The organism is Streptomyces sp. NPDC001530 (assembly GCF_042894545.1).
Classification (GTDB): Bacteria; Actinomycetota; Actinomycetes; order Streptomycetales; family Streptomycetaceae; genus Streptomyces.
The window spans coordinates 1-17979 of record NZ_JBIAVS010000058.1; the positions used below are offsets into that span (position 1 = coordinate 1).

The 17979-nt window shown below is 67.7% G+C and carries 17 protein-coding genes and 2 pseudogenes; 12 read left to right on the forward strand and 7 right to left on the reverse strand.

Features of this window, described 5'->3' with window-relative positions:
- Positions 1–385 precede the first annotated feature (385 nt).
- Entirely contained in the window at positions 386–2668 is a 2283-nt protein-coding gene (locus ACFY0T_RS49750; protein WP_388885739.1) for an alkaline phosphatase D family protein, read from the reverse strand.
- Between the two features lie 825 nt (positions 2669–3493).
- Here ACFY0T_RS49750 and ACFY0T_RS49755 point away from each other — a divergent pair.
- Positions 3494–4735 carry an IS110 family transposase gene (locus ACFY0T_RS49755; protein ID WP_388885742.1) on the forward strand — a complete coding sequence of 414 codons (1242 nt, stop codon included), beginning with the start codon at positions 3494–3496 and terminating at the stop codon, positions 4733–4735.
- On the opposite strand, the pseudogene ACFY0T_RS49760 reads toward ACFY0T_RS49755, so the two are convergent.
- Positions 4733–5287 (reverse strand): annotated as a pseudogene (locus ACFY0T_RS49760) (transposase family protein); the annotation flags it as partial. The gene ACFY0T_RS49755 and the pseudogene ACFY0T_RS49760 sit on opposite strands and share 3 nt — an antisense overlap.
- A 479-nt stretch (positions 5288–5766) precedes the next feature.
- On the opposite strand from ACFY0T_RS49760, the gene ACFY0T_RS49765 reads away from it, so the two are divergent.
- Positions 5767–6438 carry a histidine phosphatase family protein gene (locus ACFY0T_RS49765; protein ID WP_388885745.1) on the forward strand — a complete coding sequence of 224 codons (672 nt, stop codon included), beginning with the start codon at positions 5767–5769 and terminating at the stop codon, positions 6436–6438.
- Positions 6439–6513: 75 nt separating this feature from the next.
- On the opposite strand, the gene ACFY0T_RS49770 is transcribed toward ACFY0T_RS49765, so the two are convergent.
- The 3 genes from ACFY0T_RS49770 to ACFY0T_RS49780 form a co-directional block, all read right to left on the reverse strand.
- Entirely contained in the window at positions 6514–6744 is a 231-nt protein-coding gene (locus tag ACFY0T_RS49770) for a hypothetical protein (RefSeq protein ID WP_388885748.1), read from the reverse strand.
- Positions 6745–6959: 215 nt separating this feature from the next.
- The gene (locus ACFY0T_RS49775) at positions 6960–7154 is read right to left on the reverse strand and encodes a hypothetical protein (protein ID WP_388885750.1); all 195 of its coding nucleotides are present in this window, start codon (positions 7152–7154) and stop codon (positions 6960–6962) included.
- 66 nt (positions 7155–7220) lie between these two features.
- Positions 7221–7826: a hypothetical protein gene (locus ACFY0T_RS49780; RefSeq protein WP_388885752.1), complete on the reverse strand. Its 606-nt coding sequence runs from the start codon at positions 7824–7826 to the stop codon at positions 7221–7223.
- Positions 7827–8325: 499 nt separating this feature from the next.
- Here ACFY0T_RS49780 and ACFY0T_RS49785 point away from each other — a divergent pair, with 499 nt between their 5' ends.
- Entirely contained in the window at positions 8326–9996 is a 1671-nt protein-coding gene (locus ACFY0T_RS49785; protein WP_388885754.1) for a tyrosine-type recombinase/integrase, read from the forward strand.
- A 57-nt stretch (positions 9997–10053) separates the two neighbouring features.
- Positions 10054–10425, forward strand: a complete 372-nt coding sequence (locus ACFY0T_RS49790; RefSeq protein WP_388885757.1) for a GNAT family N-acetyltransferase — start codon at positions 10054–10056, stop codon at positions 10423–10425.
- 167 nt (positions 10426–10592) lie between these two features.
- Here the strand turns inward: ACFY0T_RS49790 and ACFY0T_RS49795 are convergent, their stop codons facing one another.
- A complete protein-coding gene (locus ACFY0T_RS49795; RefSeq protein WP_388885760.1) occupies positions 10593–10943 on the reverse strand; it encodes a winged helix-turn-helix transcriptional regulator in 351 nt (116 codons plus the stop codon).
- 64 nt (positions 10944–11007) lie between these two features.
- Between ACFY0T_RS49795 and ACFY0T_RS49800 the strand changes: the two genes are divergently transcribed.
- From ACFY0T_RS49800 to ACFY0T_RS49825, 6 genes are all read left to right on the forward strand, one after another.
- Positions 11008–11907 (forward strand): LLM class flavin-dependent oxidoreductase, encoded by a 900-nt coding sequence (locus ACFY0T_RS49800; RefSeq protein WP_388885763.1) that lies wholly within the window; start codon positions 11008–11010, stop codon positions 11905–11907.
- The gene (locus ACFY0T_RS49805; protein ID WP_388885765.1) at positions 11904–13214 is read left to right on the forward strand and encodes an FAD-dependent oxidoreductase; all 1311 of its coding nucleotides are present in this window, start codon (positions 11904–11906) and stop codon (positions 13212–13214) included. Before ACFY0T_RS49800 ends, ACFY0T_RS49805 begins: the two co-directional genes overlap by 4 nt.
- Before the next feature lie 91 nt (positions 13215–13305).
- The gene (locus ACFY0T_RS49810) at positions 13306–13956 is read left to right on the forward strand and encodes an FMN-dependent NADH-azoreductase (protein ID WP_388885767.1); all 651 of its coding nucleotides are present in this window, start codon (positions 13306–13308) and stop codon (positions 13954–13956) included.
- 74 nt (positions 13957–14030) lie between these two features.
- On the forward strand, positions 14031–14471 hold the full coding sequence (locus ACFY0T_RS49815) for an SDR family NAD(P)-dependent oxidoreductase (protein ID WP_388885770.1): 441 nt from the start codon (positions 14031–14033) through the stop codon (positions 14469–14471).
- Positions 14468–14992, forward strand: coding sequence for a cupin domain-containing protein (locus ACFY0T_RS49820; RefSeq protein ID WP_388885772.1), 525 nt, complete (start codon positions 14468–14470; stop codon positions 14990–14992). The genes ACFY0T_RS49815 and ACFY0T_RS49820 overlap by 4 nt, the downstream gene beginning before the upstream one ends.
- Before the next feature lie 114 nt (positions 14993–15106).
- Positions 15107–15412: a hypothetical protein gene (locus ACFY0T_RS49825; RefSeq protein ID WP_388885774.1), complete on the forward strand. Its 306-nt coding sequence runs from the start codon at positions 15107–15109 to the stop codon at positions 15410–15412.
- Between the two features lie 164 nt (positions 15413–15576).
- Here the strand turns inward: ACFY0T_RS49825 and ACFY0T_RS49830 are convergent, their stop codons facing one another.
- The gene (locus ACFY0T_RS49830; protein ID WP_388885776.1) at positions 15577–16437 is read right to left on the reverse strand and encodes a DUF4158 domain-containing protein; all 861 of its coding nucleotides are present in this window, start codon (positions 16435–16437) and stop codon (positions 15577–15579) included.
- 251 nt (positions 16438–16688) lie between these two features.
- Here ACFY0T_RS49830 and ACFY0T_RS49835 point away from each other — a divergent pair.
- Together ACFY0T_RS49835 and ACFY0T_RS49840 are read left to right on the forward strand one after the other, a co-directional pair.
- A pseudogene (locus ACFY0T_RS49835) lies at positions 16689–16794 on the forward strand (GNAT family N-acetyltransferase); the annotation flags it as partial.
- Between the two features lie 237 nt (positions 16795–17031).
- Positions 17032–17712 carry an Imm21 family immunity protein gene (locus tag ACFY0T_RS49840; protein WP_388885778.1) on the forward strand — a complete coding sequence of 227 codons (681 nt, stop codon included), beginning with the start codon at positions 17032–17034 and terminating at the stop codon, positions 17710–17712.
- The last annotated feature ends 267 nt before the right edge of the window (positions 17713–17979 follow it).

The following is a 17979-nucleotide window of genomic DNA, read 5'->3' on the forward strand; positions in this document are numbered from 1 at the left end:
CCGTCAGTCCGCCGCCCTGCGCGTACCGCATACAACCGGCCTACCGCAGGGATCAGTACACGTCACCCCCGACAACACTCCGACGAGATCAGTAGGGGTAACGGCACGCGGGACGAGGCCGGTTGACACAATGTCCCGCGTGGGGGATCTCGAGGTTGCACTGATCGCTGCCGGGTCTGCGCTCGCGGGTAGCGCCTTGACGGGTTGGTTCACGATTCTTGCGGGCCGGCGGCAGGCGGCTGCGCCGCCCGCAGGCCCACCCGCCGCAAGACGAGCACCGAACTGGTGCTCGTCCGCCCGGTGGCCTGCTGAATCACCCTCCAGCCGAACCGCCAGGCCAGCACACCCCGTGATCAATCGCGGGGCAGCCCGTAAGCTCTTGCGTTCAGCGTCTGTTGCGGGTTGATCCCCGACGGGAGAACAGTCTCCGTGATGAACTGCGTGCGGGGGGAGACTCTCGTTCAAGGCGCTCAACGCTATCCCTGTCTACCACGACTCTTCTGATAGGAGGCCGGCGCACGAAGCGCGGAGAAGCCCCCTGATCGAGGTCGAACGTGGCGTCGTACTCCATGGCGACACCGCTCACACCCCGAATTGCTCCGGAGATTGTGTAGGCGCGGCGAGACGGGTGGGTGCGTGCGATCTCCAGAAGGCCGAAGTTGCGGTCGCTGAGGAACTCGGAGTCGAACTCTCCCTGGAACTGGCCGTCCTGACTGGAACCCAGGTAGAAGTCGCCCAAGGCGCGGGACCGTTCCAGGAGGCTGACAACGCCTTCCTCAGTGGGGGCGTTGGAGATGGGTGAGGAAGTGAACTGCCAGATCACCGGGTTCCGGGCGTGGCGGGGGGACGTGGAGCGGATGCGGTGGACGGCGCCCAGGTGTACGTCACCGCCCAGCACGATGACCGCCCGGGGCCGCGTTCCATCGTTCGCCAGATCGAACAGAAGGTTGAGCACGTACGAGGCGTCGGAAAGATTATCTTCGTCACCCCAGTGATCAGCCAGGTCCGGTTCCACCACCTCCCCTTTCCAAATGCGGATGTCGCGCTCGATGACCTCATCAGCGATCGCGTCAGCGGCGGCCCACCCCAAGACGCCGCCGGCCACGGCGCCAACAGGACCGAGGGTAACTGCGCCGATGCCTGCGCCGATGACTGCTCCTACAGCGGAAGCGGCTTCATCTGCCCGACGGATGGCGTCGGCAGCAAGTTCGACGTCTGCGAAGGCGATGGGCACGGCGGTTGCGAGCACAATGACGTCAGCATCGCGTGCTTCTCGGCTGGTGGCCCACTGGCGAAGGCGCTCGCGCTGGGCAGTACCGAGAATGGGTGACCCGGCTCTGGCGCGGCCGCGCTGCGTCCGGCCATCAAGGACGTAGAAGGCGACAGGGCCCCGGCGAAATGAGTAGTCGACTGCTGTGTTGATCGCCTCACGGTTTCGCCCGATGGGGCTGTGAGCCTGTTGGAAGGCTTGGTATGCCTTGAGCGCGCCTTGGACTTGGGACGGCTGGGGAATGCCTGGAGGGTCGATGGTGAGATCAGGAAAGGAGATGTGCATCGAATTGGGGCCGTCGATGGTGAAGAGGGTGCCGAAGTCGTCCGCCACGTCGTGATCGTCGAGCATCATGTAGACGGGGTGGTGACGTAGCACGTTGCGTACGGGCCGGTCGCTCCAGAACTTCAGGTAGCGGCGAGCATAGCTGTCGAACCACGTTTCTCCTGGCCGCTTGCGGATGCCGTCTCCGTAGATTTGGTCTCCCATCAGCAGGACCAGGTCGGGCCGAGCGAGGCTGAGCTGGTTCCACGCTTCGTTCGAAGCTGGCTGCAGGGGCTTGTGGCAGGAGGCGAAACCGATACGCAAGTTGGTGGGCGTGGTGGAAGCGGTACGGAAGGACCCAGAGGTGAGGGGGTCTCGCTTGCCGTCACGATGGATGACCAAGAGCCTGTACTGGTAGGCAGTGTCTTCGGTGAGACCGCGCGCCGTTACGGTTGCGGTGTCGGCCCATCCTGCGTCGAAGCTGACCTCTGTCGTGAAATCGGGTGGCGTGGATGGCGTATCCACGATGATCCCGCTGTCGCGCGTGGCCTCGCGCACCTCGCACACATACCGGCTGCCTCGGTTGAGATTTCCCAGGTGAGTACGGAACCACAACGTAGCCGCCGTCTCGGTGGTATGGCCCACGATTGCCTCGGCCAGGTCGAAATAGACATCTGCGGTAACCGTTTCGTCCTCACGCGCCCGCTGCGGCAGGTTCGTGGAGTCGACGCGATCGCCGAGAGGGCTCTGAACTTGGAAAGTAGCGAAAACTGAGACAACGGGATTCCCTGGACGCTGCAGACGGGCACGGCGAAATGCCTCTGCCAGCGGCGAACCGGGCGTATTGGGCCAGTCGAAGATTGCGTGCCCCAGCGCGTCGGTCCGCATGGTGATCGGCTGCAATGCCTCTCGTTCGCGGTGCGTGACGACCTCACGGCGTCGCCCAGCTCTGTCACGCCTGGGCGCTGTTCTCCCGTGGCCGTCCGGCTGATACAGCCCGGCCGGCTCCACAAGCTCGAACACAGGCTCGATCTGGTCCCACTCCGCGACGACGATCAGGGTAACCGTCAACTCCGCATCAACTCTGGGCAAGGGCTCGACGTAATCTCGGGCCCTCAAAGCCAACATCGTCATCGCTATGCCTTCTGTCTCGCAGCCTCACCGTTCTGGTGCTGAGCGTCATGAGGTTTCCGGCGACAGAATGGCGTCCTCCGCGTGCCGCACATGGCGCATGCTTCTAGGCTGAGGCGCATGAGAGCCCGACACCTGCTGGGTTGCTCCATATGGAGGATTGCTCCTGTCTGGTGCACGCACATTCCGCCTGGCATGTGATGGTCTGCGAGGGAGTGTCGGTTGAACGTCATCGTCTGGGCGTCAGTGGCGCAGGTGCGGTGATCTGGTCGTTGACGCTGACGGGTGGTGCTCACTCGTTGCTGGCATGAGTGACGAAGGGCCATGTCATTCTCACGCCGACCACCAGCTGCTGCATGCAGCGCCCCGGCCCATGCTGCTTGCTGCTCGGCTCACCCTCCGAGTTTCCCCTCCGGGGGAACGATGTACGCGCTGCCGGAGCACCGTGTGTAGCCGCTGGCTGTTTTGCTCCTCCAGAACAACCCGGTTTACCTGGTGTTACCAGACGCTGCTGCTCGCCGTGCAGCGCCAGCCTCGTGTAGTGCCGCGCGTTTGTTCTGCTGCTCCAGAACGATCCGGTTTACCTAGTGCTACCGACATGGCGGCGGGCACGAAGAAGGCGCCGCACCAGGGGTGCGGCGCCGTGGGATTGCTCGAGCGGTGACGAGCATGCTGTGTCGTCTGCCGCGCTGTAGACGACAGAACTGCTCCAGCAAGAGTAAAGACGTGGACCCGCTTCCTGGAGCGGAGTCCGATTACTGTAGGTCGCCGGGTGGTCCTGCCGCGGCTTGACGCCGACGGACAGCGAAGCCTTGAAAGGAGCGCGTCGTGCACGCAACCTGCGGAATCGACTGGGCTGAGGACCACCACGACGTCGCGGTGGTCGACTCCGATGCCCGGCTGCTCGGCAAACTCAGGATCAGCGACGACGCGGCGGGTTTCCAGGACCTGCTGCATCTGCTCGCCGAGCACGGTGACAGCCCGGACGATCCCATCCCGGTGGCGATCGAGACCTCCCGCGGACTCCTGGTTGCCTGCCCGCGGGCCTCCGGACGCCGGGTCTATGCGATCAATCCGATGGCCGTCGCCCGATACCGCGACCGGCACGCCGTCTCCCGGAAGAAGTCCGACCACCAGGACGCCGTCGTCCTGGCGAACATCCTGCGCACGGACACCGAGTTCCACCGCCCGCTGCCGACCGACTCCGACCTGGTCAGGGCCATTGCCGTCCTCGCGCGAGCTCAGCAGGACGCGGTCTGGGACCGCACCCGCGCCCACAACCGGCTCCGGTCACACCTGCGCGAGTACTACCCCGCGATCCTCGAGGCGTTCGCAGCCAAGCGTGAGCGGCTGCTGTCCCGGGAGGCCCGCACGATCCTGGCGATCGCGCCCACTCCGGCCGAGGCCGCCCGGCTGGCCCGAGGACGGCTGCGGACCGCGGTTACCCGAGCAGGACGTCAACGCCGCATCGAGGCCGAGACCGACCGGTTGCTTCAGGTGTTCCGCCGGACCTGGCTCCGCCAGCCCGCCCTGGTCGAGCAGGCGATGGGACGGCAGACACTCGCCCTCCTTGCGCAGCTCGACGCAGCCTGCCAGGCATGCGATGACCTCGCATCCGACACAGAGGGGCTGTTCCTGCAGCATCCCGACGCGGAGATCATCACGAGCTTCCCCGGCCTGGCTGTGCTCACCGGAGCGCGGATACTCGCCGAGATCGGCGACGACCACAGCCGGTTCACCCAGGCCGGCCATCTGAAGGCCTATGCCGGAAGCGCACCGGTGACCCGGCAGTCCGGCAAGAGCCGCCACGTCGTCCACCGCCGGATCAAAAACAGCCGTCTGGCCGCGACCGGCCGGCACTGGGCATTCGCCGCATTGACCGCCTCACCCGGCGCCCACGCCCACTACAACCGCCGACGGGACACCGGTGACCACTACCACGCGGCCCTCCGCAACCTGTTCAACCGCATGCTCGGCCAGCTCCACCACTGCCTGACCAACCGCCAGAAGTTCGACGAAGCGATCGCCTTCCGCACACCGGCACCAGCCCCGCTTGCGGCAGCTGCTTGACCCGACAGCTGCATGGGGTGTCTTGTCCGCGAAGGTCATCACGTCAGCGTTGGTCAACGCGGCGATGATGCCGTGGGTTCGCGCAGCAGTCAGGTCGTGTGCCGAGCCGGGAAGTGCCGCCGACGCCCAGACGAGGCGTCCGGCCGCATCCGCGATTACCTGCACGTTCATCCCGTGCCGTCGGTGTTTTCCGGAGTAGTACGGCTTCTGATCGTGCACGCGGTCGATCGGGATCAGCGTGCCGTCGAGGATGACGTAGGCCAGCAGCTGGATCCTGGTCATCGCCTGGTGCAGGTCGTTGGCGGTCGCGGCGAGCAAGGTGATCGCCTCGCGGATACAGCGCCAGGCGGTGGCAACCCCGACCTTGAATCCGGCGGCCAGGCGGGTGAGGGTGTCGCCGTTGCGCAGGTGGGCCAGGGCGAGCAGGGCCTGCCGGCCGGGGTCGAGTCGGCGCCAGCGGGATCGGCGCTGGTGGCGGTGGGTGCGGATTAGGCCGGCGAGGTGGTTCAGCGATCGGGTGGACAGGGGGATCGAGGCGGGGTAAGGCAGCAACGAGGCTCCCGGTAGGGGCGTCTTCCTTGGTCGATTGCTTGTCTTACCGGGAGCCTCGCCTGACCCGGCTACCGACCTTCACCACGCCACTGACCTGCGCCATCAGGTTGGAAATGGCTCACTGTTTCGGGGCCTCCTCCCGATCCTCACCCCGCCGTCCCCACCGAGTTCGGCCGGGTGGCCGGGTTGCGTCAGCCGGTCGGCGGGGTGGTTCCGGACAGTCGGCGGATGTTGCAGCGGGAGGTTTCCAGCGACGCTGGAGCACAGGAGTCACGACATGGCGCCGGGTGTGTCATCCGCTGCCGGGTCAGACGGCTCCGCCTCACGCTCGTCCTCGACAGGGCGGTTGATCGGTGTCGATTCCGTTGGCCTCCCGGTCTTCCTTGAAACCGCCACCACACCAGCCCGACTGATCAAGCAACCGTCGCGTGGTCTCGAACCATCCGGAATCATGTCGGGCCAAGAAGGAGGTCGGTCCTATGACGATCCGCCTGACGTTTCTGTGTGCGCCCGGCGGTGACGCCACCCTGGATCCACTCCTCGGTGACGCTCCCCTGAGTGAGCGCAGCCTGCGTATGGCAGGCGCCGCGGGAGTAGTGCTCCCTCCCCACGAGCTGGCCGTCCGGGCGCCCTCGATCCGCTGCTCACAGACCGCTGACGCACTCGGCCTGGCGGCAGCATCCGAGCCTGCGCTGCGCGATCTCGACCTCGGTATATGGTGCGGTCGCACTGTCGACGATGTCGCCGCAACCGATCCCGACGGGTTCAAGGCCTGGCTCACCGACCCGGATGCCGCACCACACGAAGGTGAGTCCGTACGCCAGCTCTGCCGCCGAACGGCGGACTGGCTGAGCAGCGTGGCGCCCGACACGGGCCCCGCAGTGGCCATCACCGAAGCCGCCGTGGTCCGGGCCCTGCTCATCCATGCTCTGGGCGTACCGGCAAGAGCGTTCTGGCATCTCACTGTGCCGCCCCTGTCCGAGGTCGCCCTCACCTGGCGAGGTGGCCACTGGGACGTTCGGCTCGGCTATGTCGTCACCCCGCGGGAGGCCCGGCGAGGGTTCCTCTCGCAATCAGCGACGCCTGTCCACCAGGGCGGCGGGAAACGATCAAGTCCATCCCAGGAAACGATCTTCGTCAGCTGCGGGTAGGTCCTGCCGCAGCGCATTCCGTCGGTTCCCCAGCTTCCTCATAAAGTCCTGGGCAAACCAAACCCGGCGGTAGCCCTACCTCTCTTGCTGCTGCTTCCACTCTCTGTCGAGAGCGACGGCCAAATGCAGGGCCGTCTGCACCGGCATCGACACTACGATTGCGCGGCCTGCGTCATGGGCGGTCATCTCGTGGCGCAGGCCGTGGAGCAGCAGTTTCGAGTGCACAAACTCGGCAGTGCTCAGCGTGAGGTCCTCACCCGTGGCCTCCTCAGCGTCATCCTGTGCATCGCACAGGAGCTCGGCCAAGGTTCGCTCCGGGGGATCGTAAGAGAACTTCGCCATGCCCTGCTAACGAGCCACCGCACGAAGCGGCGCCAGCAACTAGGCCCAGGGTTGGAAACAGATGCTCTTCGTCGGGCTGGGCTGCGGGCCGCGCGTGGAGGGGCGGGACGGTTCCGGGCCCCGCGCCATGCCCGGCTCGGTGGCCGGCTGGCGCAGGGCCCGGGGGCGGTTGCAGGGCGTCAGTTGCCGGTCTTGCGGAGCTCGTGGCCCTGGCACAGGACGGAGCCGATCAAGATGCCGATCTTGTGCACCGTCCACCGGTAGTTGGTGAGCGGGCCCGGCGCGACCTCGTCGACGATCTTTCCCTTCCTGCCGGCCGCGCAGGGGGCGTCCGCACAGGAGACGATCAGTACCGCTTCCCCTGCCTTGAACATGGCGCCAGCTCCTTCCTTGATCATGGGAATCGGGTTGTCTTTGCCTGACGATCGGCGACCTCTGGCTCAGGGCGCCTGGGGTGCGGTTCGGGTCAGGTCGTTGCGGCAGTTCTCGTACAGCCACGCGCGGGTGCCGACGAGGGAGGCGCGGGGCGTCTGGGGGTCGAATCCGAGGGCTTCGGCGATGCGGGGGTTGTGCCTGAGTCCGAAGCGGTTGAGGTAGTCGGCAACCGCGTCGAGCTCCCGCTCGGTGCGCTGCGCCCAGGCCGGGCGGACGAGGTCGGGGTGGGCGTCGACGGCCTCGTGCATGTTGACGAGTTCCGGGCGGCGGCCGCGCGGCGGGTGCTGGTAGCGGGTGCAGGCGGCCTGGTTGTCGAGGGCGGCGCTGGCGGACTCGGCGGACCAGTCCCTGGTGTCGGTGCCGGGCACGGGCAGCAGGTTGGCCAGCAGGGTCTCGGCGAGCGGGGCTACCTCGTGTGCGAAGGCGTTGCCGTGGTCGAGCGTGAGGTAGGGACGTTCCGCGATCAGGATCCCGCTGTCGATGGTCCAGGAGATGACATCTGGGACCGTCAGCCAGTGGAAGACGGCGAAGGGAGTGGTCTTCGGGGCCGGCGGGTGCATCTGGCGCGGTACTCGCCAGTCCTCGCCGTGGAAGAACATGTTCCTTCGCACGGAGGTCCAGCACGATCTGCTGAAAGTGGCCGGCCTTCGCGTCCTGGGGGCGCGCGCGTAGTTGTGCGGGTTGGCGAAGTACGCGCGGTAGGTCTCCGGGTCGGGCAGGGGCGCGGGGCCTGCTCGGCGGTCGTCTCGCGGACGGTCAGCTGCACGGGGCTGCTCTCTTGGCTCGCTGCGCGGTCCGGGTGGCTGGTCGCTCGGTTCATCGGTCCTCTCGCTGGCCAGGAGGGGGCGAGCAGGGCCAGGGCGCGGTCGAGGCGGTCGCCCGTGTCGTCCTGGGCGTAGGCCTGGGCCTCGTCGAGGAATTCGACGACGTCGTCGATGACCTTGTGGTCGGTCTCGGTGATGGACAGGGTGATGGTGCTGATGACGTCGGCGACGGCCGCCAAGACGCCGTTCTCCGGGTTGTGGTGGTCGTGCACGGCCCGGAGCGCGGCCACGTGCGGGCCCAGGGCCTCGGTGCGCGTTGCGGCGTCGCGCAGCCGGTCCGGGCCCCGTGGTCAAGGGCCAGCGCAGCGTCGCCGAACTCGTCGACAAGCACAAGCTCCGCAACCAGGACGTCCGAGACCTGCTGATCGACTACATCAGCCGCCGTTCCGTCGAGGTCGACTACTCCACCCTCCAGGCCCTGGTCTCCAACCTCGTCCGGCTGTTCTGGAAGGTGATCGAGGACTTCAACCCGGACCAGGCCGACCTGCGGCTGTCGCCCGAGGCGGTCGCGCACTGGAAGGAGAGCCTGCTCGTCTGCCCCAACGGCAAGCCCCGCCTGCACCTGGACGGCCCCTTCATGGTGGTCCGCGCCTTCTACCTTGACCTGCACACCTGGGCCGTCGCCGAGCCGGAGCGCTGGGCCCAGTGGGTGGCACCCTGCCCGATCCGGGACGAAGACCTGCGCTGGTTCCACGTCCGCCGACGACGCCTCCAGGAGCGGATGGCCAACCGCACCCGGGAACGCCAGCCGCTGCTGCCGATCCGGTCCCGGCACGTCACCGACCAGTGGCAGCGCCAGCGCACGCTGCTGGAGGCCGCCCGCGCGGTCGCGCTCGGAGAACACTTCATCGTCGACGACGTCGAATGGCAGCGGGTGTCCGCCAAGATGGACGCCCAGCGGCTGGACCCCACCACTGCGCCGATCCGGGCCGTGAACCGGTCCACCGGCAAGTTGGTACAGCTCACGAATGCCGAGAATCAGGCGTTCTGGCAGTGGGCGATCGTCGAAACGCTCCGCCTGGCCGGCCTGCGCGCCGAGGAGCTGACCGAGCTCACCCATCTCAGCGTGCGCAACTACCAGCGGCCCAGCGGGGAAGTCGTCGCCCTCCTCGTGATCACCCCGTCCAAGAGCGACCGCGAACGGGTGATCCCGATGTCCGCGGAGCTGTTCCACGTCATCGCCCAGATCATCCGCCGCCACATCAGCGCGCACGGCACCGTTCGGGTCTGCATCCGCTACGACCTGCACGAAAAGGTCTGGAGCGAGCCGCTGCCCTACCTGTTCCAGAACGTTCACGGCGGCGGACTGCGGGCGATGTCCACCACGACGATGTGGCGCATGATCCGCCGGGCCGCCGAGGGCCTGGTCGCCACCGACCCCCGCTTCGCCGAGGTGAAGTTCGCCGCTCACGACTTCCGCAGGCTCTTCGCGACCGAGCTGGTCAACAACGGCCTGCCCATCCACATCGGCGCCGCTTTGCTCGGCCACCTGAATATCCAGACCACCCGTGGCTACGTCGCGGTCTTCGACGACGACGTGGCGCGCCACTACCAGCAGTTCCTCGACCGCCGAAGGGCCCAGCGGCCCGAGAGCGAGTACCGCAAGCCGACCGAGACGGAGTGGTCGGAATTCAACGAGCACTTCGACAAACGCCGCGTCGAACTCGGCTCCTGCGGACGGCCCTACGGCACCCCCTGCCAGCACGAACACGCCTGTATCCGCTGCCCGATGCTGAGCATCAACCCGAAGATGCTGCCCCGCCTGGACGAGCTGGAGGAGGACCTCCTCGCCCGCCACGAACGCGCCATCGCCGAAGACTGGCGGGGTGAGATCGACGGACTCGACCTCACCCTCACCTTCCTGCGCAGCAAACGCGAGCAGGGCAGACGCTTCCAACGCATCGGACCCGTCTCCCTGGGCATGCCCGTTCTGCCTCACCCACGAGATGCCGGATAAGCAGCAGGGCCCCGAAAACGGGGCGAGTACAGATGCCCCGCAACCTACGATGCGGCCATGACGATCACGTATGAGTGGCGCGGTGATTTCGACAACGCAGCCGTCAACGCTCGTCATGCGGAGGCGTTCGGCCACGGCCAGACGCCCACCGACTGGCACGCACAAGTGCATCGTCACAGCCTCGGCTGGGTCTGCGCACGAAAGGCCGGCAGGCTGGTTGGGTTCGTCAACGTCGCCTGGGATGGCGGCGCCCATGCCTTCATCCTCGACACGATGGTCGCTCAGGACCTGCGCAAAACCGGCGTCGGCACCGAACTCGTGGCCACCGCAGCCCGAGGTGCCCGTCTGGCGAGGGGTCCCCGTAGTAATCGCCGCAAAAACAACGGATTGTGCGACATCCCCAGTTCCCGTTTAGCTGCCGCCAGCTGACAGGTGGCTACCTGTAGTCAGAGTGACGCTCGGTCAGGATGAGCGAGCCGGAGTCCGGGGGCTTCGCCGCCGTGGAGCCCGTTGATAGATAAGCGGATGCGACGACCTGGGCGCCTCCGAGCCGACGGAGTGAGTGCGTGCGCCTCCTGGACGCGCGTATCCGGAGACTACGCCGACGACCGAACCCGCCCCGCACCTCTGGGACCCGACCGCTGCATGCTCCACTGCGCGAGCGGCAACAGGGCCTTCACCAGTGCCTGGCCGTCCGGGGCCAGCTGATAGCGGATCTGTACGGGCGTGGTGGGGATGACGGTGCGCTCGATGAGGCCCGCGGCCTCGAGTTCCTTCAGGCGCTGGGAGAGCAGCCGGTCGGAGATGCCGTCGATCATCGCCCGGTACTCGCCGAAGCGCCGGGCGCCCTGGCCGGCGGCCTTCAGTATCGAACCCGTCCAGCGGCGTCCGATCAGTTCGAGGGTGCCCTCGAAACTCGGGCAGGTGTCATCATGAATGGAGTCCACTTACAAAAGATTAGCACCTTACCCATCGTTTTGCTAGCGGGGCGGTCCGGCCCACCCTGGACTCATGACCGACTACGGACGCCAACTCTCCTTCGGAGTGAGCCTCGACCCCTCCGCCGGGGCATGGGCCCAGACCCGGCGCCTCGCACGGACGGCGGAGGACTCGGGCCTGGACCACCTCGCCGTTCAGGATCACCCGTACCAGCCCGGCCACCTCGACACCTGGACCCTGATCACCCATCTGTCCGCGGCCACCGACCGCATCTCCTTCCTCACCGACGTCGCCGACCTGCAGCTGCGCCCGCCGGTGATGCTCGCCAAGGCCGCCGCATCGCTGAGCGTGTTCACCGACGGACGAATCCAGCTCGGCGTCGGCGGGGGCGGCATCCCCGACGCCATCGCCTCGATGGGCGGCCCGGCGCGACGCGGCCAGGACATGGTGGCGTTCACCGAGGAGTCCCTGGGGCTCCTGCGCACGGCCCTGGCCGGGGACGTCGTACGACTGCACAGCCCGTACCACTCCGTCGACGGATATCGTGCCGGACCGGTGCCCCCGAAGCCCGTCGAGCTCTGGCTCGGCGCCCAGAAGCCCAGGATGCTCGCCGTCACCGGCCGGGCGGCCGACGGCTGGATCTCCCCGCTGAACATCTACGTCCCACCGCAGGAGGTACCCTCGCGGCAGCGGATCATCGACGAGGCGGCCACCGACGCGGGCCGCGACCCGAGCACACTGCGGCGCGTCTACAACGTGATCGGCGTGATCGGCGACCACGGGGACGGATCCGGGCTCGTCGGCGATGTGCGGCGGTGGGCAGACACCCTCACCGAGTGGGCCGTGGAACTAGGCTTCGACACCTTCGTCTTCTGGCCCGCCACCGACCTCGAACGGCAGCTCGCACGCTTCGCCGGCGAGGTCGTGCCCGCGGTGCGCGAGCGCGTCGACGCCATCCGGAGCGGGCGATGAACCGCGCCCTCTCCACCGTGCCGGCCGAGCTCACGGGCAAGGTGGTCACGCCCGACGACCCGCGCTACCGGCCGCTCCGCTCCACCTACACCACCGTCGGCCACCCGGCCGCCGTCGTCCTGCCCGAGTCCGCGGGCGACGTCGCGGCGGCGCTGCGGCTCGCGCGGGAGACGGGGCTTCGGGTGGCCGTCCGTAGCGGCGGACACGGCCTGTCCGGCAGCGGCACCAACGACGGCGGGCTCGTCATCGACCTGAGCGCGCTGCACCGGGTCGACGTCCTCGACCGGGGCTCCCGACTGGTCCGCGTCGAGGCGGGAGCGCGCTGGGCCCAGGTCGCCCAGGCGCTCGCCCCGCACGGGCTCGCCATCAGCTCGGGCGACCACGGCAACGTCGGCGTCGGCGGTATCGCCACCGGGGGCGGCGTCGGCTGGCTCGTACGCCGGTACGGGCTCACCGTCGACCACATCCGTGCCGTCGAGGTCGTCCTGCCCGACGGGACGTACGTGCGCGCCGACGCGGAGGCCGAGCCCGACCTGCTGTGGGTGATGCGCGGGGCCGGCGCGGGTGCCGGGATCGCGGTGGCCTTCGAGATCGAGGCCATGGAGCTTCGTGACGTCGGCCACGCACAGCTGGTCGCCGCGGTGGACCCTGCCGGTCAGACGCTGCGCCGCTGGGCCGACGTCATGGCGCAGGCGCCGCGCGAGCTGTCGACGGCGGTGATGCTGTCCTCGCAGGGCACCACCACCGCCGCGTTCATCACCGCGGTCGTGGCCTCGGACCGCCCGTCCGTCATCCGCGACGCCGTCGAACCGCTCCTCGGCATCGGCGACGTGAGGGCCCAGCAGGCCCACGTCGTCCCCTACCCGGAGCTGGTCCCACCGCACCATCTGCACGCCAACTCCGGCCAGATGCCCGCCAGCACGACCAACGGACTGCATACCGCCATGACCCCGGACACCGCCCGCGCGCTGGTCACCGCGTCGGCCGGCCCCGACCCGGTCCTGATCCAGCTGCGTTCACTCGGCGGCGCGACCCACGGCCCGGCCCCCTCGGCCACGGCGTTCGCGCACCGCCACCAGAACACCCTCGTCGTCGCCTCGGCGTTCCCGCCGGACGACCGCGCCACGCTGGCCGCCGCCTGGCGCCCCCTCGCCCCGCACGCCGACGGCTCCTACGTGAACTTCGAGAGCGCCCCCGACGAGGAGACGTTCGCCCGCGCCTACCCGGGACCGACCCGCACCCGCGTCACCGACCTGTGGAAGCGCTACGACCCCGACGGCGTCCTGCGCCCCCGGCCACCGGCCTGACCGCGGCCCCATTCACCTCACCGACCACGAGCCCGCGGCACCCGCCGCAGGCGCCCGCTCTTTCCAAGTCACCCCTTACCGGAGATACTCCATGGCCACGTTGCTGCACATCGACTCGTCCGTGTTCCCGGGCGGCGCCTCCGCCTCCCGCGCCGTGACGGAGACCTTCCGCACAACCTGGGAGGAGCAGCACCCGGAGGGCACGGTGATCTACCGCGACCTCTCCGCCCACCCCGTCCCACACATCACCGCCGACGCGCACACCGCGGGCTTCGCCGATCCGAACGCCCACACGCCCGAGCAGGCCGCCGCCTTCGCTCAACGCCTCGAGCTGATCGAGGAACTGGAGCAGGCAGACGCGGTGCTGATCGGCGCCCCGATGTACAACTACTCGATCCCGTCGACCCTCAAGGCATGGCTGGACAACGTGATCCTCTTCGGCCGCACCTCGGGCGAGAACCCCTCCGCCAACGGCACCCCGGTCACCGTCGTCGCCAGCCGCGGCGGCTCCTACGCGCCCGGCACTCCGAAGGAGGGCTACGAGTACGTGCAGAACTACCTGACGGCGACCCTCGCCGACATGCTCGCCCTCGACCTCGACTTCATCGTCCCGGAACTCACCATGGCCCCGCACGTCCCGGCCATGGCTGAGCTGGTGCCGCTCTTCGAAACCTCCCGCGACCGCGCTCTGCAGGACGCGGCCACCAATGCCAAGGCCCTCGCCGAACGCCTCGCCGCGTAAACACGAGAACGCCGTGTGCGTCCCTGCTAGGACATCGCACGGCGTACTGGATTCGCACAACAGCGTCCACGGGAATGAAGGTCGTCTTCGATGCCGACACCCGGCTCATCGTCGCCGTCGCTCGGCCGGTGGCGCCCCGTGGGTGGACCAGTGCCTCATCCGGGTGCGATCACGCACCGGGCCGGGCCCAGGCCCGCATCCTGGACGTCACTGACCACGACCAAGTCACCGCCGTCGTCAACGAAGTGACGCAGACCGTGGGCCCCGTCGACGTGCTGGTCAATAACGCCGGTTACGGCGTGGAGGGCCTCCCCATTGCTGGAGCTGTCTGTGCGTCGTCCAGTGCCTGCGTGACGCACTGCCCGATGGAAACCGGGGCCACGTCAATCGTGGGCCGGCGTACGGGAGCGGCTCCGTCTACGAACAACGGTAGATCTCAACTCCGGTGCCGAAAGCTGGGGACACCTGGATGCGGTCAAGCATCATCAGAACCACCAACAAGAGGAATGACATGACCTTCAACGTATCGATCCCGGACAAGAATGACCCGCGCTGGACCCAGCGAAACGGTATTTTCGTACGACGCGGCGAGGGCATCACCAAGTGGCTCATCGGTGATACGACTACCGTGAAGATCTCAGCCGCACAGACGGATGGCCGACTTGGCGTGCTCGAGACCTCCGTCCCGCCCGGTGGGGGAGCCGTGGCGCACTCGCACGGAAGGGAGGACGAAGCTTTCTATATCCTCACGGGTGACTTCGAGTTCATCAATGGGGATGAAGTCCTCGCCGCCGGTCCCGGCGACTTCATCTGGATTCCCCGCGGAAATCGACATGGATTCAAGAACGTGGGGGCGCTTCCCGCCACTCTGCCCACGTTCCTTTTCCCGGGCGGCCACGAGCAGTTCTGGATCGACAACGGGATAGACCCGGTACCCGGAGAGCAGGCACCGAAGTGGGGGCCGGAGGAGTTCGCGCCGCTTGTCGAGGAGCTCACACGACACCACGTGACCCTGCTCCCGGACGACCCCAAGTAGCCATGCGCTCAGTGTGGCTTCCGTCGGCCGCGGCACTGCCCAGCGTCATGAAGGCCTGAGCAGCGCGTGAGGCGCAAGGGCCCATGGCCGACAACGCGGACGTGGCTCTCTCCCGTGCGGCAACTGGGAACTGATCCGGACAGCCGGATCGCGGTGGCCGCCGGCATCCTCACGGTGCTGGCGGCCGCAGCCGAGACCAGGGCGGCGATGCCGGTGGCGGCCTGGACCGTGGCGCCGACCAGCTGGCCGGTATCAGGGCTGTCCAGCAGCCAGACCAGCGGTGTCGACACGACGCCGGCCGCCGCAGCCACCATGACCGTGATCTTCCAACCTGGCGACACGCTCACCCCTCCCCGTCCATCCCCGACAGCTCATCAGCCCACAGCGTCGCGTGGGCCCTTCACTGATAGCAAGAACTGATACCCGCGGCTATCGGTTTCGGCGACCTTCCCTCGCGGACGGCAGACGTTACCGCTGGATGGCGTCAGGCCGTTCCGGGCGGCGGGGCCGCAGCGGCCGGTAGCCGGCCGGGTCGAGCTTGGCGGGCTCGGTGTCGACTTCCACGTAGATCGTGCCGAAGAAGTTCACGTTCTCGCTGTGGGCCGGGGAGATGTGCGCCAACAGCTCGTCGTCGACCCTCCAGGGACTGGAGCGGTCAGCCTTCGCCCGATCGTCGCCAGGAACCGGCGCCGCTCCGCGGGCAGACTTGTCAGGTCGAGGGTGTGAGCGTCCATGCCGCGCAGGAAGCCGAGCTTGTCCAGTTCGGCCCTCACCGCGTTCGCCGAGTCCCCGGTCGCGCCCTTGCACAGCCAGTTCAGCCGTGTCGTCCCGGTCGCCGAGTCCACGGCCAGCAGCCCGTCGAGCTCGCCCATCAGCTTCGGCGTCAGCAGATGCCGCACCCGCTGGTACGTCTCTCGCCCGGCCTCGGCCCGCGCCTTGGCCACCCGTTCCAGCAGTTTCACCACCCCGGGCCGCACCACCCGCGAGGACGCCAGGTGCTCGCAGGCCAGGCGGAACAGTAGGGACGGGGAGTCGTGTTCCATCGCGCGGGCGAGCAGGAACTCGTCCAGCTCCTTCAGCTCCAGCGTTTTCGCGGGCTTCCAGTTCAGGTACCGGGTCACCTCACGTAGGTGTTCGGTGCGGGTCTGCTTCCGCTCGCCGTAGAACCGCAGCTCACCCACGGGGATCTGTAGATGTTCGGAGAGTCGGGCGACCGCCGCCGGGGGCGCCCAGGCGACGTCGTCCGGGACGAACCCGAGCCAGGGCAGTGTGCACAGCTGGACCGCCAGTCCCAGCCGGTCCTTCGGGCTACGGCCGCGGCCCGGGTCGATGAAGCCCACGTCCGCGGACATCAGGATGAAGAACCGGATCAGCTCTTCCTTGTTGATCTCCGGAAAGCCGCGCAGCCGCGTCAGCTCGTCGTCCGCGAACACACGGCTCGCCACCGAGAACCCCCACCACAAGCAGTCGCATACGGCGACCTGTGGTATCGACGGCTTACCGCATTGCATGGTGAACGACCCGGCCGCTCCTCAAGACACGGTGCACAGGGGCTACTGATCCCGCCGTCAGCGGATCCGAGTGGCCGGTGGGTGCCCGACCGCCTGGGCGGAGATTACCCAAGACACGTCACGGCAGCTCAGAAGCCGTTGCAGCCATATCCGTTGTTTTTGCGGCGATTACTACGGGGATCCCGGCGAACTGCGAGTGGCTCCACGTTGATTTCGAAGAGCACTTGCGCCCCTTCTACTTCAGCGCCTGCGGCTTCAGATCGACGGACAGGACTCATCGCTCTGCACTGAACCGGCTTCGTCCCCCTACCTGAGTTGGTGCAGAGAAGGTCGAGGGCGTACGCGCCCGTGCCGAGCGTCGGGGCGTATTCGCCCTTGGCGGTCGCCGGGTGCGCGGGGTGATCGGGCGTTCCGAGGGAGTAGAACTCGCTCTTGCCGCAGTGGTGGGCGTGTATCGGTAGGTTCGGATATCCGTCTGTGCGGAATAGGGCTTCAGGTGGTGTCAGTGGTCAAGGGCAGACTGATCACATGACCGCATCTCGCAACGTCTCTCGTCACGTCCATGCTGATCTCGCTTGGGTGCAGTCGATGGGTGGCCCGTTGATCGTTATCCCCGTCTCTTCGCTGGACCAGTGGGGCGGATGCACGGAAGACGGAGTGATCGTCGGCGGCACCGACGTTCCGGATGACTACGACCGTGCATGTGATGTCGAGGGCTGGGCTGGGATCGTCGAGGTCGGCACCGAGGGATCCGGGTTGGTGCTGGCCGACGAGCCCGCCACGACCTGCTACCTCCCTGAGCAGAACATCTTCCTGCGATGGCTTGCCGCCGACTCTGATGCCGAGCTCCTTGAAGCTGCCAAGGCCGTCATGGAGGACCCCGCAACCGACTGGGAAGACTGTGAGGTCTGGGAGACCGATGGGGCAGCGGTCCTCCTGGACTCCGCTGTAGCCGGAGCTGACCTGGCCGTTGAGTACCCGGATCAGGGAGGCTTGCCAGAGCAGGCCCACGTTTCCGTGCCGGCAGGGCGCTGGAGCGTTCGTGCGTTTCACAAGACGGGCGACTTTCCGTGGGTGGGGATCGTCTCCTTCCTGCGTAATCGGTCTCAGCCGTCTGATCGGCGGGCCACCTCGGCTGCGTATGCGGTCCTGACAGCCCCGGCGGCCCAGCGCTCGGCAGCTGAGGGGCTGATGCCGAGCAGACGCTGAAGGACTGCTGGCGGCATCTGTGTGCAGAGATCAAGCAGGAGGGCCGCGGATCGTCCGGCTTCGGCAGGGAGTCCGATCTTGCGGAGGCGCCGGCTGAGTTGTTTGCTGCCCAGTGGCTTGCCAGGCCTCTGAGTCGGAAAGAGCCAGGGTGCATTGAGGTCGTTCGACATCAGTCGCGTGGACCGTGGACGTATGGGTGAAGCGGCCGGACGGCGCCGACTACGACGCTCCGCACATGGCCAGCGCGGTTCGCGCCAGCCCGCGCAG